Source organism: Candidatus Dependentiae bacterium (assembly GCA_013821315.1).
GTDB lineage: Bacteria > Babelota > Babeliae > Babelales > Babelaceae > JACDHA01.
In genome coordinates, this window is the sequence record JACDHA010000024.1 from 1 (window position 1) to 24,037 (window position 24,037).

Sequence of the window (24,037 nt, forward strand, 5' to 3'; positions counted from 1 at the left end):
GAATGAGCAACGTACCTCTTTTGAACAAGAAGAAGCAGGGTTTTTTAAGCGCATAATTAATGGCTTTAATATATTATTTAAAGATCGTTCTAACGTATTAATACTCGATGGCAACCAACCGTTTGAAATAGTAGCTGATCAAGCCTTGCGCAATGTAACAACGTGGCTTAAGAGCAACTATGGCACCTAATACCCACTTAAAACCTGCGTATGCCTATATTGGTCAGCCAGAAGAGATTAAACACCAGGCTGCCCAATTTATTAAAACTGTCTTGTGCCCAGCTCATGGGTGTGATATGTGTATAACGTGCAAACAAATAGATGATCGACAACATCATGCATTGCGTTGGTTTGTGCCTGAAAACACGTATACTGTAGCTCATATTGAACCAATTTTTGATACTATTACTTTTGCATTAGAGCCAGGTGAACATTTTTTCTTTGTACTTGAGCGTGCTGACGCACTTTCAATTACGTGCGCTAACAGTTTGCTTAAATCTTTAGAAGAGCCACCAAGCGGCTACCATTTTATACTACTCTCTTCAGCTAAAGATAGTTTGTTGCCTACTATAAGCTCTCGTTGTGTATTTTATTACTTTGAACAAAAGCAACAACTCAAGCAGCATCCCTTAGTTTCTTATTTTACTCACTTTACTAGCTCAAAAGCTCAAGAGTTTATTAAAGAACTAGAACGGTCTAAAGTAGCCGAACGGGACGTTTCAGCGTTACTTGATGCAATGTGTGAAAAATTATTGATTGCTTTGCAAGAAGCAGTAAAACAAGAAAATTATGAACAATTTCAATTGCTTTCTAGTCAAAGAGAAGTGCTTGAAAAAGCCCGTGAGCAGTTACCTATGCCAGGCAGCTCTAAGTTGTTTTTTAAAAATCTATTTTTACAGCTTTTAGTTTTAAAATAAAACATGCCTACTTAATTGGTCCTGTCTTCAGCAACTTTTTCGGTATTTTTATTTTAGATTACCGCTCTTTAAAATATAGTATATTTACGTAATTATATTATTTGTCCTGATGTGGTAAAAGTAACAAATTGAAAAGAGCATGTGAAATTAAAGTGGCAGTGGAGTGCATTTGCATGGCAAGCGTGGACACGCTATCAGGATAAAGTAAGAAGTTAGTACGAAAAATATAGGAAATAAATTATGAAAAAAATATTTTTATTATTGTTTGGCACAGCTACATTATTGGGAAATCCTAAGCAGCCATTTTCTTTGGAAAAATTAGAATTCTTAAAAGATTTTAAAATAAAGAAACCTCACTTTATTAAGGCTTCTGATGATATACAGCTCGCTTATTATTCATATATGCCTCAAAAGCCAAGAGCGATTGTAATTTTCTATCATGGTGCAGGATTCTATGGTAGTTCACTGTATCAATATTTTGCTAATGAATTAGCACAAAAACACACTATTGGTTGCTATGTTTTTGATATTCGCGGACATGGAAATTCACAAGGACGTCGTGGCGACGCTCCAAGCATGAATCAAGTTTTGGATGATGTAACAACAGCTGTTGAATTTGTAGCAAAACAACATCCATCTATATCTTTATATCTCGGTGGCCATTCTTCTGGTGGCGGGATGGTGCTTAATTATAGTAATTACAATCATCATCAGGCAATTAAGGGATATTTATTGATAGCGCCTTATTTAGGCAGAAATTCTGGGGCAATTCAAGATCATGCAGATCCTGCTGAGTCTTTTGCAAAATCAGTTCGCGTTTGGGTATTCATTCTTAATGCCCTGAGCGGTGGCTATTTCTTCTCACATACCCCCTCAGTATTTTTCAATTATCCAAAAGAATTAATTGAGAAAGAACCTAAAATTGTAACGAGTTATACTGTTCCTATGATGGCAGCAACTTCGCCTGAAAACCCCCAAGAATTATTTGCAAAAATAGATAAGGCATTTTTATTATTGGCTGGTAAAAATGATGAACAATTCGTTGCCTCAAACGTAGTTGAGTATAAAAATTTTTCTTCGGCTGCTATTGCACAAAAATCAACTGCAGAAATTATTCCAGCCGTACAGCATCTTGATATTTTGCTAAATGCAGCTGGTTATTGTGCAAAATTTATACAGGAGCAATAATTTTGATTGTTGATAGTAATATAAATACGCTTTAAGAATTGGTTAAACAAACTGGCTTATGCGATGAAGCAGGAATCACCGGTTTTTAGGTGAGGTTCAATTTTTCTAAAGATTGCCTGATATTGTCTTTTACTACTAAATAAGTATTATTATAAAAATACTAACTTTTTAGAGGATACTATACCATGAAAAAAAGACTTCTTATAGCAACAAGCTTAACATGCTTAATGTTGTCACCTCTTAATGGCACAAACTTTGCCTATAAACATAAGCCTGCAGATAACTTAGTGACAGGTACTTTAGGCGTAACTGGACTAGTTGGTTCAGCATTTGGTAGCTGGATTTTTGTTAACTGCTTGAATGATAATAATCAAATTGGAGCCTGCATAAGTCCACTTTTTATTGGCGCAGGACTTACTTTAGTAGGTATAGCTTTACATGAACATTCTAAATTAATCAAATGGAACCAACGTTCAGACGAGGAAGTATATAACGATGTTCAAGGTACTTATACTCAGGCATTAAAAGAATTAGAGAAAGTGTATGCTGTTACTGGTAACAATGGAGATACTAATGAGCAGTTAAAACAAAACAATCCAGCTTTGATAAAAAAGTTAAAAGCTCTTAAGTCTTGGAATATGTTCCCTTTGGTTAATCTAGTGAATAATCTAGATTCTTGTTATGTATTGCTTAATGAACATGCTGAAACGCTAGCAAACAGAATAACTACTCATACGACTAAAAACAAAGATTATAAAGCTCCAGAAGAATGGTCTACTATTCTTGCTAAGCTAGCAAAGGAACAAAAGACAATAGCTGCTATTGAAGGCTTTATTGTAAATTCCCGTCGTTATAAAGTTGAGCGATTTATCAAAGATGTTTTAAGCAGAACATCAGTGAGACGTCTTAGAGCTTATCCGCAAATTAAATAAATAGAGCATATTCTTTGATAAGTTTCTCTATTATGCAAGTCAAAGAGGTAAAATTTTGCATTATATGTAAATTATGCTGTTTAAAATACGGGTCAAAAATAGCTTTTGTTGTTTTAACTTATGTTGTACCTGAACTAATTCTTGCACAACGAGTTCAGGTAGATCGATACCTATAAAAAGTCTCATAAAATGTTAGCCACCTTTAATAACAGCTAGTGGCGTGAGTTTAGCAACTTTACGTGCTAAATGGGCTTGTTGTACAACATCTATAACGTCGTCAACATCTTTGTATGCAAAGGGTGCTTCTTCAGCAAGTCCAGCATCTGAATCGCATCTAATGATAATGCCTCGAGCTTCAAGTTCTTCTCGTAATGTCGCTCCACGTACAGTCTTCTTTGCTTTTACGCGCGACATCTTACGTCCTGCGCCATGACAGCAAGAACCAAATGAAGCTTGCATGCTCTCTTGAGTACCAACTAACACATACGAAGAGGTTCCCATAGTGCCCGGTATTAATACTGGTTGGCCTACAGCTCTATAGGCTAAAGGTACTTCTGGATGTCCGGGTGCAAATGCACGTGTAGCACCTTTGCGATGCACAATAAGGTCATGTAGTTTGCCGTTAACTTCGTGTTGTTCTCGTTTACCCATGTTATGAGAAACATCGTAGATAGTTTTAACATCAACAGATGATCCTATAATCTTTTTACACGTTTTACGTACCGTGTCACCAATAAGATGTCTATTTGCCCAAGCAAAATTAGCACTTGCACACATGGCGCCAAAATAATCTTTACCTTCTTGTGAATTAAAGGGAGCACAAGCAAGTTCTCTATCAGGAAGTTCTATGCCCCAATGGCTTAATTTAGGAAGCATAGTACGTACGTAATCTGTACATGTCTGATGACCCAATCCACGCGATCCGCAATGGATCATAATGGTAACCATGCCAACTTCAAGCCCAAAAGCTGCAGCTGTTAATGGATCATAAATATCGCTTACTTGTTGTATTTCTAAAAAGTGGTTGCCAGATCCTAGAGTGCCTAATTGATCAATGCCGCGTTGTTTTGCTTTTTCAGAAACACAGTCAGCATCAGCACTCGTCATGCGTCCATTTTCTTCGCAATGCTCAAGATCACTCTCGTTGCCATGACCTGCTTCAACCATAGTATGAGCACCACCAAGCAATACGCGTTTAAGATCTTTATCACTCAGTTTAGTTTTGCCGCCACGCCCAACTCCGGAAGGAACAGCATAAAAAAGCGCTGTTGCAAGCTCTTCTAAGTAAGGCTTAATCTCTTGAGCAGTAAGAGATGCACTAAGTAATCTCACGCCACAATTAATATCGTAGCCTATGCCGCCGGGTGATATAACACCCCCGTTGTTAATGTCTAAAGCAGCTACACCGCCAATAGGAAATCCGTAACCTTGATGAATATCAGGCATTGCTAAAGCATATTCTAGTATGCCTGGCAGGGTAGCAACGTTAACCATTTGCAGCAGTGATTCATCTTGTAAAATGTCGTTGAGCATTGCATCGCTTACAAAAAGGCGTGCAGGAACTCGCATGTCTGAGCGATAGGTTTTGGGTATCTCAAAAAGAGAGTTATGTATTTTGAGTAACTCTGCACGGGTAAAAGAATGTGCCATTAAAGATCCTAAAGTAAAGTAAACAAAAGCTTAAATATCAAACACTACTGTTGCTTGCCAGATACCATCTTGATTTTGCTCAATAGCAAGATCATTATACGTAACTGCTTTAATTTCAAGAAGTTCAAAGCCAGCTATAGGTACTCCAAAAATAGAGCATTGAAGCTCGGTGCTCGTTAGCAGAGTAAAACGAGCATCAAAATAGGCTTCGTTGTGAATGTCTGAAAGGTATAAACAATCTGATAAAAAATCAACTAAAAGAGATTGCAAGTCGAGTGAATGTGTAGTGACTGTATGCTGTAGAGTAAATTTACTACAAATAAGTTCGTCGTTCTTATAGGTAATGTGAGTCCCATAAGGCTTAATGCTCGCAAACATACCTTTAAGGGTATTGCGAAATAGTTCTTCTAACGTAATGCCATAAGCACGAATTTTACTATCTGCTGTATGGGATAACAATTCAAATTCTTGAGCCATGCGTATCTCTTTGTGGTTAGCTAGGTTTGATATTATTAATAATTCTTTTCTAATACCTAGGGTGATATCTCCTCCACCTAAAGGAGGAGGCTTCTCGCTTCATAGGCCGTAGCTTCAGATGAAGTCTTACACAGGCCTCCACGAGCAGAGACGGTATATCCAGCCGCCTTTAACTTTTCTATGCCTTGCTTTTTTATATTTAATGCAGCATTAGTATCTCTTGATGCTTCCCAACCACAACTGCAACTGTATATTCTTTTATTGAGTGGCATCTCTTGTAGAGCGCCACAAGCATTACATGTTTTAGTTGAAGCATAAAAACGATCAACTTTCTTAAAGCATTTACCTTGCCAAGAGAGCTTATACTCAAGCTTAGTTATAAATGAATGCCACGAAGCATCACTAATAGCTTTAGAAAGCTTTCTATTTTTGAGCATGCCTTTAACATGGAGATCTTCTACGATGATAGCTTGGTTTTCGTCTACTAATCGCTTTGTCCATGTATGTTGAAAATGGTTACGTGCACCAGCTGCTCTTTCATGAGCTTTAGCTACTGACAGTCGTGCTTTGTTTTTACTCTTAGATCCTTTAGTCTTCCTTGAAAGCTTTTGTTGCTTACGCTTTAGATTAATGTGGGCTTTTAACACAAATTTAGGATTACCTGTAGCAAGTCCATGAGAAGTTACCATAAGATCATGAAGGCCTAAATCTATACCGATTACTTTATCTTCATCAAGCTCTTTTATAATCGTGGGTTCTGTAGAGGTATGACACACTAGTGAAGCATAGTACTTACCACTAGCTGCCTTAGATACATACACTGTTTTAATTGTGCCTTCATAAAGACGATGGAGCACTATGCTTACCCAACCAACTTTAGGCAAGTATATCTTATTGTCTTTTACTTTAACACGTTGAGGGTACGCAATAGACTGGTAAGTATGCTTATTTTTAAATTGAGGGAAACGAGCTCTTTGGCTAAAGAAGTTTTTAAATGCTGTATCTAAGTGTATGATAGATTGCTGTAATGCTTGGCTATCAGCTTCTTTAAGCCACGGATATTCTTCTTTTAAGCCAACTAGGCGTTTAACAAGGACATATTTTGAGATATGCTTTTTGTCTGCAGCATAGAGCTCTTTTCTGTAAAATAAAGCGTTATTATAAACAAAACGAATACATCCAAATTGCTCAGTTAAACACTGCTGCTGCTTTTTGTTTGGATATATTCTAAACTTATATGCTTTGTTCATAGTACTTTTTTTGATCTTTAATCTAATGACTTTATAGTATTTATTCTACCACATTTTGATGTTTTAGTACATCTTAAAAAAGAAAATTTAATTTAATACTCGGGTTTATCACCCACCTAAAGGAAGGTGTCTTACCGAGTAACCTAGGATAACTCTAAAGACTTTTAGTTAAAAGAGTAAAGAGAGTTTACTTTTACCTCGTAGCTGGTAGGCTAAATATATCCCGTTGTTTTATAAGTTATAGGTATTTTTTTATGGCTATTTTGCTTGAGCATCTCATTCCAAAAGTTCTTTCTGTTGCTAGTGAGTGGCATATACGTCTGCTTAAAGACTGGCAGATTATTGTCGGATCACTGCAGACACGTATTTGTTTAGAAAAAGTTGAAAAAAATATAGTATTTATTGGCGTGTATGAGTATTATTGGATGCAAGAGCTTCATTTGCTTTCACGCTTTATTGTAGCAAAAATAAATAACCATCTAGGTGACTCTCATGTTGCTGAAGTAAGATTTAGAGTAATAGATCTACCTAAAAAACAACGGTTGCCAAGGCCTGCTTTCAAACACGAGCAATGTGTAGTTGAGCCACCCGCATTAACTTCACGTGAGCAGCAAGCTCTTATGAAAATCAAAGATGAGCAATTGCGTTGTGCTTTAACTCAATTTCTCAGACGTTGCCAAATAAATAATTAAAGTGAGCAGTATGGTAAAATTTTTTTTATATAGCTTAGGTATAGCTGTTGGTTTATGTGTAATCGTAAGACTGTTACCTAAAACTACCACTATTTGTGGAGTAGCTGGTAAGTCAGGAGGTCATATTGTGCCTGGTTTAACGGTTATAGAAAACTATCTAAAACAATATCCAGAATTTAAAGTACTCTTTTTCTCAACCGATACGCCACTTGATAAAGCTATTATTAGCAAGTACGCGTCGATACACACCTATGTACCTCTTAAGCTTGATAATGTGCCTGGTAAAAATTATAAACGATATCCTGCTTTTATAGCCCAATGCATAGGAGCTTTTGCCCAAAGTATATGGTATTTAGCCAAGCAGCGACCTCAAAAAATAGTAAGTATGGGTGGCTATATTTCTGTCCCTGTTTGTTTGGCTGGATGGCTTCTTGGAGTGCCTATAGAACTGTATGAGCTTAATGCAGTTCCCGGAAAAGCAGTTCTCTGGTTGAGTCCTTTAGCAACTAAGATACTTGTGTGTTTTCCGCAAGCAAAAAAGTATTTTAATCACGATAAAGTTGCTGTTGTAGAGTATCCCTTTAGATTTAAACCGGCACAAACAGTAAGTAAAAAAGACGCTTGTAAACAGTTAGGCTTAAATCCTGAGCATGTTGTTTTACTGGTCCTTGGCGGCTCTCAAGGGTCTGAATTTATTAATACTCTTATACCAGACTTTTTTAAATATCATCAGAATCTTGGTAAAACTATAAGTGTTATACATCAAGCAGGATCGTATGATCTTACTGTACTTACAAAGCTGTATAGTAAGTATGGTATAGAGTCTGTTGTGTTTAGCTATAGACCTGATTTAGATATTTGTTATGCAGCAGCCGATTTTGTAGTAGCTCGTGCGGGGGCAGGAACGTTGTTTGAGATACTCTTTTTTAAAAAGCCAGCTCTTATTATTCCGTTGCAAACAACGACAACTGCACATCAAAAAGATAATGCCTTTGCTTTACAAGAACTTAATCCAAAACTATTTTCTGTAGTTGATCAAAAAAGTGTAGAAGAACATAAAGCGTTATTTTTTACGCAGTTGCAGGATCAACTAACAGAGCTATTGCATGTGGATCATCAGCGGAGACAGGCTCACCTGTTTGATCATGCACAATAACTTCTTTAAGGCTTGGATCATATGAAAAGTGCGTACGTAAGCTACCAGCTTTTTTATTGAATTCTTTCCATATAGGAAAGGCAGTTTGTACTGCGTACACCGCTTTTCCTAGTGACTTATTATCATCACATCCGATATAAACGGCTGTTGTTAAGCTTGGCGTAGCACCAGTAAACCAACAAGTACGAGCATCGTTGGTTGTGCCTGTTTTGCCCAGCGAGTCGCATTGTAACCAGTCTTGTGGGTTTCGTGTGCGTGAGCGTTCCATGCTAATGGTTAACACTTTTGCAACTTGTCCTGTTACCGTAGGGCGTATCACCCGTTTTCTTACTGGATTATGTTTCCAAATTTTAGTACCCCATTCATCTTTTATCCACGAGATACAATAAGGCTCAACGTATAGACCATTTTGAGCAATAACGTTCATCATAGAAACTACTTCAGGCAATGTGCTATCAACGCAACCCAGGGCAAGCGAAGGATACGGGTATAATGGCCCTTTGAAACCGCATTTTTTAGCTAAACTTACTACGCTTTCTGCTCCTGCATGCAGGAGTGTCTTAATGGATACAATATTATTTGACCGAGATAAGGCGCGAGCAAGTGTTACTGGTCCTTCAAATTCATGGTTGAAATTTTGAGGTTCCCATGCTTTACCGTTATCAGTAATTATTACTGGTTCATCCACTTCTAAGTCAGTAAATTTTTTACCTGATTGCAGAGCAGCTGCATAAATAACCGGTTTAAAAGTCGATCCTATTTGCCGTTTTGCTTTTAAAGCTCTGTTAAATTGTGATTGTTGAAAATCATAGCCACCAACAAGCGCTTTTACTGCTCCTGTTTGACTGTCAATTGACAGTAATGCCCCATCAATATCAGGTGTTATTTCAGTGCGTAATCTTTTAACCGTAGTGGTAAAAGCTGCTTCTGCAGCAATTTGCATAGGTACATTTACTGTTGTTTGTATTTTAAGGCCACCACTATAGAGTTTTTGTTTTCCTATAAGCTCTTCAAGCATAAGTCTAATAGACTCTTTAAAGTGTGGTCCTTGACTATGAGGATCACAGGCTGCAGTTATATTTAAAGAACTTTGGCGTGCTTCTTGATATTGTTGCTCAGTTATAAATTTGAGTTTAGCCATAGAATTTAAAATTGTAGTGCGTCGTTGTACTGCTTGTTCAGGATTATACAGCGGACAGTAGCGGTTAGGAGCTTGCACTATACCTGCAAGCAGAGCAGCTTGATCTATCGAAAGATCCCGTACGTTTTTTGACCAAAAGCGTTGGCTGGCAGCCTCTACACCATAGATACCTGCGCCAAAATAGACGTGATTAAGATAGGTTTCAAGAATTTGCTCTTTGGTAAACTGTTGTTCGACGCTTAGAGCTATAAATTGCTCTTGTATTTTACGTTTAAAGCTTTTTTCAGAGTTAAAAAAAAGAAGTTTAACCAGCTGTTGAGTAATAGTGCTTGCACCTTGTGCTCTACGTCTATGGTAGAGATTAACAATAATTGATCGTGCTATACCGCGCCAAGAAATACCAGCGTGCTTGAAAAATTCCCAGTCTTCTGCTGCCAAAAAAGCCTTAATAACATGATCAGGAATTTTTTTTATAGAGACTACTTCACGGCGATCAAGCTGAAAACGGGTCCATTCAGCACCTGTATCATCAAGCAATATAGTAGGTTTACCTGGATTGTAGTGCTCAAGAACTGAAAAGTCTATTGCAGGTTGGGTCGTTACATAAAAAAGTGCGCCTAGTGCACAAGAGACAACGATAACGGAAGCTAAAAAGAGAAAAGAAAAAAAATGTTTTATCATAATAACTATAATTCATGCTTAAAAGTGAATAAAAACAGCAAAAGTGCAACTCTAAAAAGTTTGAGTATATTTTTCTGTAGAGTAAGATAAAGTAGTAGTATGTTACTAATATCGGTATACTACTATTATTATTAAAATACCATTTGTTGAAAGTTTTTTCAACTCGACTCAATCTTTTTACAAATAAAATTATGAATAAACAACTTATTAAATATTATTTGGTAGTAAGCCTAAGCTTTTTTGCTGATATTCTTGTTCTTATGTTGTGCCAAACTCAAATGCTTTTTAGCGTGCGGGCTTTTTATTATGCCCAAGCAGCAACACAAGTGTCTTTTATATATTTACTGTTACCAGGAGCTTTAGTAATACTTGAGTCTTTCTTGTATAGTGGTTATTGTGCCGTGGATCTTATTGCTATGGTTCCTCTGACCTTTGCTTTATATAAAATACAAAAAATGGTTACTGGCTCACTATGGATAACGAGTTGCCTTGCTTTTGGCTGTTTTATATTTCATGCTCTTGTTGTTGATTATGGATTATTCGATAGATCTCTCTCGTGTGTGGTTAACTTGAAGGGTAGTCTTTTTCATGCTATACTTATTGTAGTAGTAATACGTTATATTTTACGAGGTAGTCAAGGCAATCGCTTGTAGCTGTTACTTGTAACAGATAATGAGAGGAAAGTCCGGACTCCAAACGAAAAAAGTACCTTAGGATAACTGGGGAAGCGTAAGCTTATGGAAAGTGCCACAGAAAATAACCGCCTTATACTATAAGTATACGGTAAGGGTGAAAACGTGTGGTAAGAGCACACGATATGTCCTAGTAATAGGCCATAGGGGTAAACCCTACTTGGAGCAAGACAAAATAAGCATGTTCGGTGTTTCGTTTCGGTTTAAACATGCGGGTATGTCGCTTAGATAGATGGTTGCCATTGTAGTTAGCTACAAACAGAATCCGGCTTACTGATTACCTCGTTTTATTTTTTAAAAAAAGTTCTTCCCTATGTCTTTTAAATTACAGTCTTTTTTATGGATGTTGCCTTTTATCTGCTTTTTAAGCGGTTATCAGCTGTTGCGTGTTTTTACCCATAGAGAGATTATCGAAACGCCTGCGGTAGTAGGGTTGCATGTTGCTGATGCTATTAAAATCTTTTCTCGGTTTAATCTCAATACGCGCATATTAACAGAAAAAGAAGATAGTGATTTACCTGAAGGTATTATTATTAGCCAGGCGCCAGCAGCAGGCCAAAAGGTTAAAGCACATCAGTCTATTTATTTGGTAGCTACGCGCCATCCAGCAAAACCACAAGCTCCTCGTTTAGAAGGTCTTACATTATCACAAGCACAAGCAGCAGCAAAGCAGAGTGATGTACGTTTAAAAACAGCATTCATTGAGAGCAATGCCCTACAAAACAAATGTTTTGCTCAAAATGTCCGTCCTGGAGAAGAGTTAGAATCTAAAAATATATTAGCCTATTTTTCTGCAGGTACTACGTCAATAAGAATTCTGCCCGATTTAAAAAATAGAAAAGTAAGTGAAGTATTACCCTTTTTAAAAAATTACGGTATAGAAACCGTTGTTGCGCATGCTAATCCATCTAACGCTGACCTTGAGCATACGTGCACTTCTTGCATAGTAACTGAGCAGCGGCCCCTAGCGGGTACTCTTGTTGATCTTAAAAAGCCACTCAAGGTACATATCACTGTTGCCGACCCTTTGCAGAGAGATTAATTTCTGCTTATACTAATACTATAGTTATAAAAATAAATAACTTTATATTTACAAATTACAAAGGGACATTATGAATAATTCACGTAAAATATTATTACCATTCTTAGCAGTTTCACTTCTTGTAGCTCCCCTAAGAGCTAACGATGTAGTTATACAAGATGGTGATAGTAAAATTGAAGTAGTAGAAGATATTAAACCTGTTGCGAAAAAAACAACAAGTGTTTTTAAAGATGCATTTAGTATAACAAGTGGTGCACTATGCTTGGCAATAGCTTATACATTTTATCCAGAAATGGTAAAGTCTTATAATGAATTTAATATGCGCAACTCAGGACTCAATAGAGGCTTTGCTAAATACGGTGCCAAAGCTGCTGGCTTTTTTGGAAATAAACAAGACAAGCAAGCTGTGCAGATGGCATACCAACAACATTTAGCAGAAGCTGCAGCTCCAGCCATTGGTTATACTTTGGGTACAGTTGGATTCGCAGGCTTAGGACTTGCGCTTATTGCTCGTGGTTTACACTTAACTAAATAAGATTATAATCTTTGCACATTACAAAGGGACATTATGAATAATTCACCTAAATTACTAGTGCCATTTTTAGCACTAGCACTTTTTGCAGCTCCTTTAAGAGCTGTATCTCAAGATGATACTCTCTTGGACATTGATATCTCTTCCGTAGAGATAAGAGATGTAAGAGATTTAGATAAGGACGTAGAAGTATCAGTAAGGGTTGCGGAAAAAAAGCCCAATACCCTGTGGAAAGATACCTCTACAGTAACTAAAGGCGCGCTTTTATTAGCAAGTGCTTATATGTTGTATCCTCAAGTTAAAAGATCTTATAAGATCTTTAAAGCAGGCGGCCCTGGTGTTCGCAAATTATTTAAAGAAGTAAGTTCTAACGCGCAAGTGGTAACCCGCCTATGGAAAAATAACGCAGATATTCCTGATCTAAAAGTAAAGCAAAATATGATTAAAACAGGTGCACTAACTACAGTTTATACTGCTGGAATGCTAACTTGTGCTGGACTAGGTCTTAGTTATATTGCTCGTGGCTTACACCTACCTAAGCAAGTTAATAAATCTTACGAAAATTTTAAAGCAGCAACTCCTCATGCTCGTAAAATAGTTAAGGAAAATCTACATAAAGCAGCGGAGAAAACTAGTGTTTACACTGCTGGTATGTTGACTTCTGCTGGACTAGGTTTTAATTATATTGCTCGTAGTTTACACTTAACTAAATAAGCTTGTAATTAGTATAGTTAAAGAGAGCACAAAGTTATTTGTGCTCTCTTTGTTTTTAACCCAAAAGAGATACTATGATTAACTTTCGTCGATTATTACTGTTGTTTTTAATTATGGGCGTTTTTGTAGCCCCTTTGAGTGCACTAGAAAAAACACTACAAATGACTGAAGTGCCGAGTGAATTTGAACAAGATGTAGAGGAAAGCTCTCAAGAAGTTGTAGCGGTAAAACAAAAGCAGAGTTTTTCTAAAGATATATTTTTAGTAAGTAGTGGAGTATTGTGCTTGTTTTCTGCCTATCAGCTTTATCCGCAGCTTATACATGCTTACGAGCAGTTTAAGCGCAGTAAGGGTGTTCGTAAGATCGTGTATAAACCAACAAGAAAAGTACATACTTTTAGCACTCTGGCTGAAGATACAAAAGTAGCTCAAGAGCCGGTTAAAGTCGCTATTTTAAAGGCTGGAGCAGAACTTGCAGCTTATAGTCTAAGTACAGCCGCTTTTATAGGATTGGGACTTGTTTCATTAGCTCGTGGTTTGCATTTAGTTGAGTAAAATTTAAATTATAATTATAGAGAAAGAGCACAGTCAAACTGTGCTCTTTCTATTTTGGATGTTTACTTAGCTTAGCTTGCTATTGAATACAGCAGGAGCCATTTGCCGCTTCAGCTATGGGCTTTTCAGGTAAAGTTGCAGAAACTTCAGTAGTATCAACTCCTAATACATGGAAACTTTCAAGTTCTTCTTTTGTTTGCTTTTCCATGATTTTTGCTGCTTTTTCGTACGCTAATTCGATCTGGCTCAATTGTGCTGAAACTCGTGCAGTATAATGTTTTTTAGCCTGTAATTTTTGTGCTTCTGCTTTAGCTTCTGATCTTTCAAAAAGTTCTAAAGCATTATGTTTTTTAGCTTCTTGTGCTTGAGCTAGTTTGCTTTCAAGCTCTTCTGCTTTTTTACGTGTTTTTTCTAACTCAGATTCTAAATTTCTTGTCTCTTGAAATTTTAGAAAGAGATTATTTTCCAGCACCATTGTTTGACTTAAATCAGCTATTGGTTTTTCTACTTCTAAAAATTCTTGTAATGGTGCTTCTAGTTGAGGTATATCAGTTGTTAATGTTTCGCGAGGTGATGCTGGTAGAGGTAGTGTGCTAGCCAGAGATGCATTAGCTAATGTTAATTCTAGTGCTAATTTGGCTATTTTATCTTGATTTTCAACAAGTACAGTTTCTTTTTGGCGATTATCTACTACCGGTGTGAGTGTAGTGCTTTTAGTAGCTACAAGCGTTTCTGCTTGCGCTAATTCTGTATACAGAGTAGTTATCTGTTCATTGATCCATTTTTGATTTACTAAACTATAGTTACTTTTTGTATTTTCAAGAATAGTTAAAATTTGCTTGATAGTTTGACTATCTTGTTTAGTATCACCAGCGCTTTGTAGTTGAGCAATCTCTTTTATAAGGTTTTCACGAGCGATTCTATCTTTTCTTCTTAAGCCCATATTTGGGTAAGCTCTAGCCACTTTTGTTTGTGCTGCAGGAGAACGTTCAAGGTAATCAAAATTACTTGAGATTTTTACATCAATAGAAGTTCCCGGAACATCTGGACACTTATACATTGATAAAGCAGATGAGCATGAAAATAACAATGTTAAAGATAATAATGCGTAAGTTTTCATACATACCTCGTAGATGATTTTAGTAGCTAGGCAATTCTTGCTTTCTAGTGTAATGCTCTTGAGCTTCTTGGGCAAGTAGTTTATGTTGAGAGGTTTGCCAAAGAATCTGACAGAGCCGTATGTAGTATGCTTGGATGAGCTTTTTCGTAGACTAGTTTGTATAGAGCTACGTGTAAAGGTAAATCGAGCTTATACTTATTAGCAAGTTCTTTAAGGGCTTGAAGTGTATTAATACTTTCAGGAATAGTAAGAGAGTTGTGGGTTATATGCGCAAGTGTAATCCCTTGAGCAAGAGATTTGCCTACGTGCGTATTGCGACTTTGTGTGCTAAAAGCGGTTAATATACAATCACCTAGGCCTGCTAAGCTGGAGAGCGTGCTAGCATCGGCCCCAAGAGCTTTTAGTAGTGTAGAAAGTTCGCCAAGTGCTTGGGTGATAAATAAAGCTCGCATATTATCACTTGCGTATGCTTCTTGTATAAAACCAGCACCTAAAGCTATACAATTTTTTAATGCAGCTGCTGCTTGTACACCAAGTATATCCGGAGTGCTAACTGTTTTAAAATAACTCGTTTGGATAAGCTGTTTGACTAAAGTGCTTAAGGGTAAGTTTGTGCTTGCAAGCATAACAGCGGTAAACTTTTTTTCTATAACTTCTTGAGCAAAACTAGGGCCTGAAAGAATAGCGAGCTCAGGACTATAGCCAAGGACAGACTCTAGTATCTGGCTTGATACTAATAAGCTTGTAGTTTCTATGCCTTTACTAAGCAGTACCCATCGGGTAGTTGGCAAGATAAATGGCTTAGCTTGCTCAAGCACAGAACGTAAAAACTTTACTGGTATTGCTTGAAAAATAAGCTCAGCTTCTTCTATTGCTTGTTGCAAGTTGCAGGTGCTTTTTATAAGCGGGCTTAACTCAGATGCAAAGGGTGCATACAAGTAATTTTTATTATTAAAGTGTATATCTGCTTGTACTTGTGGAGTTCTGCACCACAAAGTAACAGTATGGCCGTTATGGGCTAAAAGAGAAGCGCATGCTGTTGCCCATGCTCCTTCACCTAAAATAGTTATAGTCATGAGCCAAAATTTCTTGAGCGTTGCTGATAATCACTTAAAGCATCTTCAAAGTGTTTATAAGTAATATCTGGCCATAAAATATCAAGAAAATAAAGTTCACTGTAAGCTGCTTGATACAACAAAAAGTTGCTTAAGCGCTTAACGCCGCCCGTTCTGATAATTAAGTCCGGGTCAGGCAACGCATGTGACCATAAGTGCCGGGCAAAAAGCTCTTGAGTAATATCTTGGGGCTCTATTTTTTTGCTTTTAACTGCATAAGCTAATTGTTGAGCAGCTGTTACTATTTCCTGGCGGCCACCATAACAAAAAAGCAGAGCTAATTTAAGTGTTGTCAGGTGCTGTGTTTGAGCTTCTAGTGTTTGTATAGTAGGCAGCAGATGTTCAGGAAAATAGGTTTTATCACCTATAAAAGTTATCTGTATACCGTTTTTTATAAGCTCAGGAAGCATTTGTTCAGCTTGCTTGATAAAGAGATCAAAAAGAAACTGTACTTCATCAGGTGCGCGCTTAAAGTTTTCTAGAGAAAATACGTATAGCGACAAGTAATTAATACTATTTTTCAAGCAAAATTCAAGCGCTATACGCACTGATTCAATACCTTGGTTATGGCCAAGCCATGGGGCAAGTGCTCTTTTTTTTGCCCAACGACGATTGCCATCCATTATCAGTGCAAGATGCTCCATTAACTGGCCTTTTTAGCAGTACTATAAACTGTATAGCGTTGTAGGCTCGGCATTAAGTGTTGAGCAAAAGCTATACTAGAGACAACTGCGTAGTAAAGCATAGTCATACTCGTAGCAATCATAAGCCGTTCTGCCCAAACAACAGAACTTAAAGCATGCCAACTTGCTGCATCTATGTTATGAGTATATAACCACATAACAGAGCCAACTGCATGTGCTACAAAAGTACTGCCGACAGATCGTAAGAAAATAGAATTAGTTGGTATGAAACTGAGCATAATTGGTATAAGCCAATATGCAGAATACCAAGCTGCTTGCGATCCTACAGGGTGAGTGACAAATAATGCTATACACAGTAGTGGTACTAAGCTGCGTATACACTTTGATGTGCTTGAAAGATAAAGCGCTGCGCACATTGTAGGTACATGAAGAAACGAACTTATGAGGAGGGTTGTGCCTGAAAAATAGGTTTGAGCGCTTATGCGTACTGCGTATACTGCTAACGCGGCAAGAGGCCCGCCAAAAAAACCTATCGCTGGTGATATGCTTTGTCCAAGCGAAAAAAACGCTGCTTTTGAACCTACCATAAAAGAAATTTTTATGGAGTGTGTTGCTAAAGCGATAAGCATGCTTAAGAGTTCATGCAGGCGCTTGTATATGCCCTTGTTTGCTCGTTTATTTTTCATATAACTATCCTTTCTGTTGCATAGTAAATAAGTATAACTATACCATATATAATAATATAGTGAATTTTTTTAGTGAATTATAGGTGGACAAAATTAAAAAAATTGATATACTAATAGATAATTAGCAAGAAATTCTGAGCTCTGCTTTTTTGGTTTAAATAGCACCAAAAGTGGGGCTCGTTTTACTTTAAAAACTCCATTCTATTAAAAAAAAGAGACAATAATTATGAAATATAAAGCACTTATTTTTGATATGGACGGCACTATTGTTGATACTTCACCTTTATGGAATGCAGTAACTAAAGAGCTTTTGTGCCGTAAGACAACCTCTTTATGCCCTAAGGTGCATGCACAGCTCACGCAAGACTTGCATGGACTTGCTATGCATAAAGCATGCGCTTTAATAAAAGAGAGATTAGAGTTATCAGAGCACGTAGAGGATCTGATAACAGAAAAATCAGCTATTGCTTGTTTACTGTATCAAAAAGGGATAACCTTTATTCCTGGCTTTGAGAACTTTTATGCTTTTATTAAAAATAACCTAAAAACTGCTATAGCAACTAACGCAGACGATGCTACTCTTGCACTTTCTATTGAAGCTCTTAAACTTGATACCTATTTTAATGAGCATATTTACAATATTTCACATGTTGATAATATATGTAAACCACATCCGGCTATTTATGTATATGCAGCCAAGAAGCTTGGTGTTGATCCTCAAGACTGTATTGCTCTAGAAGATTCAGCTCATGGTATTAAGTCTGCTAAGGCTGCTGGTATGTATTGCATTGGTATTAATACCTCAAAAGATCTTGAACAGTTAAAGCAAGCTGATATGATTATAGACGGTTACGATGAGCTTATTGATCATCCACTATTTAGCTTTAAAAAATAAAAAAAATTACCATTAAATTCTACTGAAAACGAGCTCTGTGAGATTGTATAAATAGCATTGATTTTTACTTAAATTGCAGTAAGCTTAAGTATATAATTAATCTTAGATAACCTCCATTTCCCCTGTCCTTGACTTACGTCTGGATAGGGGTCATTTGTGTAAAGCATGCCATATAAAAATAAACCCCATCGCATAGTTCCTCATATCCATAAAGGCCGTTTTTATAATCATGAAGGTGAAAAAAAACCGCATGTTTTTATTCCTTCAGTAACTATGCTCCTTAAAAGCCATTTTCGCAAACAGACAGAAAAAGCAACTATGCTCAACTGGGTAGAGCGCAGTGAGCCTGTGCAGCGCAGCGAGCAACTTACTATTACTTGGATAGGCCACGCTACATTTCTGATTCAGATTGGTACTATAAATATACTAACCGATCCTGTTTTTGGTAGTCTTTCTTTATTGTATCCACGCATTTTACCTGAAGGTATACCGTTTAAACAATTACCGCCCATTGATTTTGTATTGATTTCTCATAATCATCGTGATCACATGGATGCTCATACGTTACAACTGTTAAAACATCAAGCGGGAATCAAGTTTTTAGTGCCTCAGGGTGATAAAAAATGGTTTAGAGATCGTGGATTTGATAAAGTTATAGAAAATAATTGGTGGGACCATCAAGTATACGTAGCAGCTGCTAATGGTACTACGCGTATAGAGTTTACTTTTTTGCCAGCATTTCACTGGTCGCAACGTGGTGTTTTTGATTATAATAAGTCTCTTTGGGGTAGTTGGATGATTTCATGTAATGGCACCACTATCTATTTTGGTGGCGATACTGCTTATAGTCACCATTTTAAGTGTATAAGCCAGGAGTTTCCTGTAATAGATTTTGCTCTTATACCTATAGGACCATGCGAACCACGCTCAATTATGCGTACGTCCCATATTAATGCCGAAGAAGCTGGACAAGCTTTTAGAGATTTAGGAGCTAAGCATTTTATTCCTATGCATTGGGGCACTTATTTTTTTGGAACAGACAACTTTATGTTGCCACTTGATAGGCTTAATGCTTGGTGGGGTACAGCTAACTTAGAGTCTGATAAACAGTTGCATTGGATAAAAGCCGGTCAAAGGATAACATTTGATACGCCTACTATTTACCAGCGCAAAGTACCACACTTCAGCTTGCTTGAGATCTGAAAAAAGGCGCTTTTTATTTAAGCGCCTTTTTGTTTTTAGTATTTAATTAATCGTAAAAGCCTTTAGTTAAATAGGCTCTACCTGAGTCGCCACAAATCATTACTGCTAAATCATTGGGCCCTAATTGTTTTGAGTATTCTTGTACAGCGTAAGCCACAGCGCCGCTACTTGGTCCAATTAAAAGACCATGAATTGAAGCCATAGGTTTTAAAATATCTAATGCTTGATCATCAGTTACACAGACAAATTCATCAATAACGCTCGTATTTAACACAGGTGAAACAAAATCAACGCCTACGCCTTCAAGTTTATAGGGCTTAGGATTGCCCGCAGTTGACCTAAAAGAGTTAGCTGCGTCTATAGCTATAACTTTAACGTTAGGATTCTGTTCTTTTAAGTATTTACCTACACCACTTATAGTGCCTCCAGTGCCAGCTGCTGCAAAAAAATGAGTAATTTTGCCTTCAGTTTGGCGCCAAATTTCAGGACCTAATAAACTATAATGCGCCCGCGCATTTGATACGTTATAGTACTGATTTAACATAAATGAATTAGGTGTACTTTTATGTATCTTTACTGCAGTACTATGGTAGCTATTGGGATCATCAACAAACTGAGTTGCTGGACACTTGATAACTTCAGCACCGTATGCTTTAAGTGTTTGATATTTTTCATTGCTTACTTTTTCAAATACCGTAATAACAACTTTATAGCCTTTAAGAGCGCCGATTAATGCGGTAGCTATACCCTGATTGCCTGATGATGCTTCTATAAGTGTACCGCCTGGTTTTAAAAGACCTAGTTGTTCAGCTTCTTCAATCATAAATAAAGCTGAGCGATCTTTTACGCTACCGCCTGGGTTTAAATATTCAAGTTTGGCAAAAATACGTCCAAGAGATTCAAAGTTAACTTTTACTAAAGGTGTATTACCTATAGCTTTTAATATGGTTTCATGCATAACAAGACCTTAGTAATTAATAATTATAAAGCTTAAATAGTATACTAGTAGCATACACTAACTTGCTCTGATAATCAAAAATATTGCGTAAAAAATATCAATAGTAATTAATTGAAGCTTTTGAGCTCTTGGCGTGAATTTCTTATTTGACAGTATTAATAAATATATATAAAATTAAATTATAATTTATTAATATAAGGTGGCTGTTTCTATGAAAATTTTTTTACTAATTTTATGTTTAAACTTGTTATTAACACCATTAGCTTACTCTATGAACAGAGTCCCCTTCTTGGCAAATAATCTATTGCCTCTTTATGGCACCAATTATAGTCAGGCCCTTTGTGACGCAATTAGGTGTAATAATATACCATTGGTTACCCAACTTATTAGCAATTTTCCTGAAATACTTAATCTTGTTTCTAATGGTCTTACTCCTTTGCACGTAGCTGTAAGTGAAGGCAATAAAAAAATTATTGAACTATTGCTTAAAGCAGGAGCTGATCCTAATATTCTTGACAGTTTAAATCGAACTACTCTTTGCAATGCACTAAAACCAAATAATCATTTTATAATTGGCTGCTTACTTGCTTATGGTGCAGGTGTGCCAGAAATTTTTCTTAAAAATGTTGATTTAGTTAACGTGCACAGTATGCAAAATAAATTAATTAATGCTGTTGAAGATAATGATATAAAAACTATTGGAACACTGTTAAAACAAGATTTATATCTTCCTATTTTTATCAAAAACTATATGTATCAAAAACTTATCAAATCAGTAGAGCAGGATAATGTCCAAGCCTTTAGAGCTTTTGTTAAGCAAGGTTATTCTCTTTATACTTGTGACACAGTAGGCAATACGCTTTTGCATAGTGCAATACGTTCTGGCAGCAAGCAAACTCTCTGTTATATTATTTCTCTTTTATATAAAGTTAATAAGTTAGAAAGCTTTTTAAATAAGAAGAATAAAGAAGGTTTTACGGCTATAGAACTAGCGGTAAATAACCCAAATATGCTTAAACTTCTTTTAGGTCTACAAACAGATTTACCTGAACTTGATTTAGCTGTCACTACTAAAAGTAGGTGTACTGTATCTTAAATTTATTTTTTATATTTTTCAATTTGAAAGTGTCCTTATGAAATCCTTTTTACTTACTCTTTTTTTAAGTGTTCTTACACTTCCATTTGTTGGTGCTATGAATCAGTTTCCTCGAAATGTCATGCTATCAGATCAGCAACAGTATAGTATTGCTGTTAGTGAGCAGGAGTTTAAGGAAAGCCGTGAACGGTTAGACCTATTTAATAAGCTTTGGAATCAAACTAATGGTGACGGTATAACAGACCTCTGTTATAGTCAAGCTCTTTACGCCGCTATCCATCTTCGTGATACTTTACTAGCAGAAAAAATTATTAGTAACTGCAGTACTGCTACCCTTAATCTTTATGTGCATTCTTCTTCGCCGTCAGTACATATATGTGGTATGACTCCGCTCTTAAAAGCTGTACAGCTGGGTAATAAAAAAGTAGTACAACTTTTACTTGATGCTCAAGTCGATACTGAATGTAAACTATCTGGTAGTGACTACGACTCGACTCCTCTGCTTTTAGCTGCTAGTAGCAAACGTATAGATATAGTAGACCTTCTGCTTAAAGCCGGTGCTAAGACTGACATTAAACCCTCTTCTTACGCTTCAACTGAAGATTTTATTCAATGGGCAATAATCCGGGGTGATATACGTTTAATACAATGTCTCCTTTCTCATAATTTAAAACTAAAAGATTTAGGTTATGGTTATCCAAGGGTAGCGCAAGCAAAAAATTTACAAGATGCCCTTAACAAGGCTGTTAAAGATAACGATTTTATGTCTTTATTAAAATGCTTAAGTCAAAAAGAAATGTATATAAATAACACTGCTCGAGATTTTATTTATAAAAAACTTGTTGAGTGTATAGAACAGGATAATATTGTAAATTTAAGAGCTTTGCTTCTGCAAGGGTGTTTTAAATATATTACAAGTGTCTCTGATGCACAGTGTAATACGCTTTTACATAGAGCAGTGCAATGTGGTAGTAAACGGTGTATTGCATATTTGGTTTCACTTTTTCATAAGGTTAAAGGTCTGGATAGGCTTTTATGTAAAAGAAATCAAGATGATCTTACCCCTATAGAATTAGCTGTAAATAATCAAGAGGTCCTTAAACTACTTTTAGACCTGCAAACAGATGTACCCGAGCTTGATTTAGCTATACCTACCAAAAGCTGGTGTACTATTTCTTAATTATATCTCTTAATTTTATTTTATAATCTAAAGATTCTTTCGTTAAATTATTTTTATCAAGATAAGATTTCCTAGAATTTATCCAAAGAATTGGTTGCATCTATAGCTATAACTTTAACGTTATTAAGTATTTGCTTACACCATTTATGGTGCCACCAGTACCAGCTGCTGCAAAAAAATGAGTAATTTTGCCTTCAGTTTGGCGCCAAATTTCAGGACCTAATAAACTATAATGTGCTCGTGTATTTGATATAAAGATTGTATAAAAAATATTAGTAAAAATAAATTAAAAATTTACAAAAAGGTCTGATTTCTTGTTTTTTTGACAATATTATTAAATATATGTATTATTAAGTTATAATTTATCAATTAAAAAGGGATCTTATGAAATTATTTATATATATCTTGATGTTAAGTGTATGTGTATTGCCTGGACTCTATAGTATGAGTGATACACCATTGAACCGTGCTGCCCGTATTAATAGAGAGAAGCGTATACTAGTGCTCAAAAATGCATTTACTCAAGATCCTAACCATAGATTAACTGTTAATGATTATAAGTCTGCTCTTAATGATCTGATTGCAGCTTTATTTGAGCAGGAGGACAAAGAAACCCGTCGCTTAACTTGTGACTTACTTATAAAGGTAGTTAAAGTATCCGACAAAACCTTGCCTGGAGTTTGTGCTATTAATATAAACTGTTTAGGTAAAGCAATTCACCATAAAAAACTAGATGTAGTAAGACTTTTCCTTTCACTGGGCGTTGATTGCAATAAAGCGGATTCTATTTATGGACTTCCTCTTGAGAATGCAGTAAAAGATGGTAATGTCACTCTTATTGGCTGTCTAATTATATACGGTGCAACTATACCTGAGCATTTAGCTAATGATCTATACATAAATGAAGCTCAACAAATCCAAGTTTTGGTCGATAAAGCTATCTTTAAAGAAGACAGTACATCTTTAGATAGTTCTCTTGAAGACGACAATACAAGAAAAGATACAATGTTCGCTCGGCTGTATACTCAGCGTGTTGAGAGGAACAAGCGTTTAACAGCACTAAAAGATGCATTTAAACAAAATACTAATTATAAATTAACTATTGAATATTATAAGCAGGCCATTAACGATTTAGGTGAAACTGTATCTGAGTCATTATATGATGACAAAGATCTCTCCCACTTAATTACTCAAGTACTTCAAGCCGTTGATGGTACATTGCCTGAAATTGGCGTTGTTAATCAAGAATTTTTAACTCTAGTAATATGTCAGCAAAAATTACCTCTAGTAAAGCTGTTGCTTGAATTAGGTATTAAATGTACTCATACTCATCTTGTAAAGGCATTGTCTTATTCTACGATAGAAATTCTTAGCTGCGTACTGAACTCAGGTGTACTTAGCTGCGTACTGACCTCAGGTGTAACTGTACCTTCATATTTAGCGCGTCATGCAAGGATAATTGAAGCTCAAAAATTGTATAGTACAGTTAAGGAGCCTCAAAAGTGTAGTGAAACTATACAGC

At 36.3% G+C, this 24,037-nt stretch carries 24 protein-coding genes and 1 other RNA gene; 16 read left to right on the forward strand and 9 right to left on the reverse strand.

Annotated elements, in window-relative coordinates:
- From H0X48_05560 to H0X48_05575, 4 genes are all read left to right on the forward strand, one after another.
- On the forward strand, window positions 1-190 hold a 190-nt coding region (locus tag H0X48_05560), incomplete at its 5' end, for a hypothetical protein (GenBank protein MBA3954757.1).
- Window positions 180-917, forward strand: a complete 738-nt coding sequence (locus H0X48_05565; GenBank protein MBA3954758.1) for a hypothetical protein — start codon at window positions 180-182, stop codon at window positions 915-917. The genes H0X48_05560 and H0X48_05565, both read left to right, overlap by 11 nt.
- A gap of 240 nt (window positions 918-1,157) precedes the next feature.
- A complete protein-coding gene (locus tag H0X48_05570; GenBank protein ID MBA3954759.1) occupies window positions 1,158-2,105 on the forward strand; it encodes an alpha/beta fold hydrolase in 948 nt (315 codons plus the stop codon).
- Window positions 2,106-2,290: 185 nt separating this feature from the next.
- Window positions 2,291-3,037, forward strand: coding sequence for a hypothetical protein (locus tag H0X48_05575; GenBank protein MBA3954760.1), 747 nt, complete (start codon window positions 2,291-2,293; stop codon window positions 3,035-3,037).
- Window positions 3,038-3,229: 192 nt separating this feature from the next.
- Here the strand turns inward: H0X48_05575 and H0X48_05580 are convergent, their stop codons facing one another.
- From H0X48_05580 to tnpB, 3 genes are all read right to left on the reverse strand, one after another.
- The gene (locus H0X48_05580) at window positions 3,230-4,687 is read right to left on the reverse strand and encodes an RtcB family protein (protein ID MBA3954761.1); all 1,458 of its coding nucleotides are present in this window, start codon (window positions 4,685-4,687) and stop codon (window positions 3,230-3,232) included.
- 30 nt (window positions 4,688-4,717) lie between these two features.
- The gene (locus tag H0X48_05585; protein ID MBA3954762.1) at window positions 4,718-5,164 is read right to left on the reverse strand and encodes an archease; all 447 of its coding nucleotides are present in this window, start codon (window positions 5,162-5,164) and stop codon (window positions 4,718-4,720) included.
- A 77-nt stretch (window positions 5,165-5,241) separates the two neighbouring features.
- Complete coding sequence (gene tnpB, locus H0X48_05590) at window positions 5,242-6,414, reverse strand: IS200/IS605 family element transposase accessory protein TnpB (protein MBA3954763.1); 1,173 nt, start codon at window positions 6,412-6,414, stop codon at window positions 5,242-5,244.
- A gap of 254 nt (window positions 6,415-6,668) precedes the next feature.
- On the opposite strand from tnpB, the gene H0X48_05595 reads away from it, so the two are divergent.
- Together H0X48_05595 and H0X48_05600 are read left to right on the forward strand one after the other, a co-directional pair.
- On the forward strand, window positions 6,669-7,106 hold the full coding sequence (locus tag H0X48_05595) for a DUF721 domain-containing protein (GenBank protein ID MBA3954764.1): 438 nt from the start codon (window positions 6,669-6,671) through the stop codon (window positions 7,104-7,106).
- Window positions 7,107-7,116: 10 nt separating this feature from the next.
- On the forward strand, window positions 7,117-8,262 hold the full coding sequence (locus tag H0X48_05600) for a UDP-N-acetylglucosamine--N-acetylmuramyl-(pentapeptide) pyrophosphoryl-undecaprenol N-acetylglucosamine transferase (GenBank protein MBA3954765.1): 1,146 nt from the start codon (window positions 7,117-7,119) through the stop codon (window positions 8,260-8,262).
- On the opposite strand, the gene H0X48_05605 is transcribed toward H0X48_05600, so the two are convergent.
- On the reverse strand, window positions 8,177-10,084 hold the full coding sequence (locus tag H0X48_05605) for a PBP1A family penicillin-binding protein (protein ID MBA3954766.1): 1,908 nt from the start codon (window positions 10,082-10,084) through the stop codon (window positions 8,177-8,179). The genes H0X48_05600 and H0X48_05605 overlap by 86 nt on opposite strands.
- Window positions 10,085-10,710: 626 nt before the next feature.
- Between H0X48_05605 and rnpB the strand changes: the two genes are divergently transcribed.
- From rnpB to H0X48_05630, 5 genes are all read left to right on the forward strand, one after another.
- Window positions 10,711-11,065: RNase P RNA component class A (rnpB, locus tag H0X48_05610), an RNA gene on the forward strand.
- 24 nt (window positions 11,066-11,089) lie between these two features.
- Entirely contained in the window at window positions 11,090-11,818 is a 729-nt protein-coding gene (locus tag H0X48_05615; protein ID MBA3954767.1) for a PASTA domain-containing protein, read from the forward strand.
- A gap of 70 nt (window positions 11,819-11,888) precedes the next feature.
- A complete protein-coding gene (locus tag H0X48_05620; GenBank protein ID MBA3954768.1) occupies window positions 11,889-12,353 on the forward strand; it encodes a hypothetical protein in 465 nt (154 codons plus the stop codon).
- Between the two features lie 33 nt (window positions 12,354-12,386).
- Window positions 12,387-13,064 carry a hypothetical protein gene (locus tag H0X48_05625; protein ID MBA3954769.1) on the forward strand — a complete coding sequence of 226 codons (678 nt, stop codon included), beginning with the start codon at window positions 12,387-12,389 and terminating at the stop codon, window positions 13,062-13,064.
- Between the two features lie 74 nt (window positions 13,065-13,138).
- The gene (locus H0X48_05630) at window positions 13,139-13,618 is read left to right on the forward strand and encodes a hypothetical protein (protein MBA3954770.1); all 480 of its coding nucleotides are present in this window, start codon (window positions 13,139-13,141) and stop codon (window positions 13,616-13,618) included.
- A 79-nt stretch (window positions 13,619-13,697) separates the two neighbouring features.
- Here H0X48_05630 and H0X48_05635 read toward each other — a convergent pair whose 3' ends face one another.
- The 4 genes from H0X48_05635 to H0X48_05650 form a co-directional block, all read right to left on the reverse strand.
- Window positions 13,698-14,738, reverse strand: coding sequence for a hypothetical protein (locus H0X48_05635; GenBank protein MBA3954771.1), 1,041 nt, complete (start codon window positions 14,736-14,738; stop codon window positions 13,698-13,700).
- Between the two features lie 80 nt (window positions 14,739-14,818).
- Window positions 14,819-15,814 (reverse strand): NAD(P)H-dependent glycerol-3-phosphate dehydrogenase, encoded by a 996-nt coding sequence (locus tag H0X48_05640; protein MBA3954772.1) that lies wholly within the window; start codon window positions 15,812-15,814, stop codon window positions 14,819-14,821.
- A complete protein-coding gene (gene uppS, locus H0X48_05645; protein ID MBA3954773.1) occupies window positions 15,811-16,497 on the reverse strand; it encodes a di-trans,poly-cis-decaprenylcistransferase in 687 nt (228 codons plus the stop codon). The genes H0X48_05640 and uppS overlap by 4 nt, the downstream gene beginning before the upstream one ends.
- Window positions 16,497-17,183, reverse strand: coding sequence for a hypothetical protein (locus H0X48_05650; protein MBA3954774.1), 687 nt, complete (start codon window positions 17,181-17,183; stop codon window positions 16,497-16,499). The genes uppS and H0X48_05650 overlap by 1 nt, the downstream gene beginning before the upstream one ends.
- Window positions 17,184-17,409: 226 nt before the next feature.
- Here H0X48_05650 and H0X48_05655 point away from each other — a divergent pair, with 226 nt between their 5' ends.
- Together H0X48_05655 and H0X48_05660 are read left to right on the forward strand one after the other, a co-directional pair.
- A complete protein-coding gene (locus tag H0X48_05655; protein ID MBA3954775.1) occupies window positions 17,410-18,078 on the forward strand; it encodes an HAD family phosphatase in 669 nt (222 codons plus the stop codon).
- Between the two features lie 165 nt (window positions 18,079-18,243).
- Window positions 18,244-19,281 (forward strand): MBL fold metallo-hydrolase, encoded by a 1,038-nt coding sequence (locus tag H0X48_05660; protein MBA3954776.1) that lies wholly within the window; start codon window positions 18,244-18,246, stop codon window positions 19,279-19,281.
- A 46-nt stretch (window positions 19,282-19,327) separates the two neighbouring features.
- Here H0X48_05660 and H0X48_05665 read toward each other — a convergent pair whose 3' ends face one another.
- Window positions 19,328-20,239, reverse strand: a complete 912-nt coding sequence (locus tag H0X48_05665) for a cysteine synthase family protein (GenBank protein ID MBA3954777.1) — start codon at window positions 20,237-20,239, stop codon at window positions 19,328-19,330.
- Between the two features lie 211 nt (window positions 20,240-20,450).
- Here H0X48_05665 and H0X48_05670 point away from each other — a divergent pair, with 211 nt between their 5' ends.
- The 3 genes from H0X48_05670 to H0X48_05680 form a co-directional block, all read left to right on the forward strand.
- Window positions 20,451-21,335 carry an ankyrin repeat domain-containing protein gene (locus tag H0X48_05670; protein ID MBA3954778.1) on the forward strand — a complete coding sequence of 295 codons (885 nt, stop codon included), beginning with the start codon at window positions 20,451-20,453 and terminating at the stop codon, window positions 21,333-21,335.
- Between the two features lie 37 nt (window positions 21,336-21,372).
- Window positions 21,373-22,515: an ankyrin repeat domain-containing protein gene (locus tag H0X48_05675; protein ID MBA3954779.1), complete on the forward strand. Its 1,143-nt coding sequence runs from the start codon at window positions 21,373-21,375 to the stop codon at window positions 22,513-22,515.
- 384 nt (window positions 22,516-22,899) lie between these two features.
- Window positions 22,900-24,037 (forward strand): ankyrin repeat domain-containing protein (locus H0X48_05680; protein ID MBA3954780.1); only part of this gene is annotated, 1,138 nt, incomplete at its 3' end.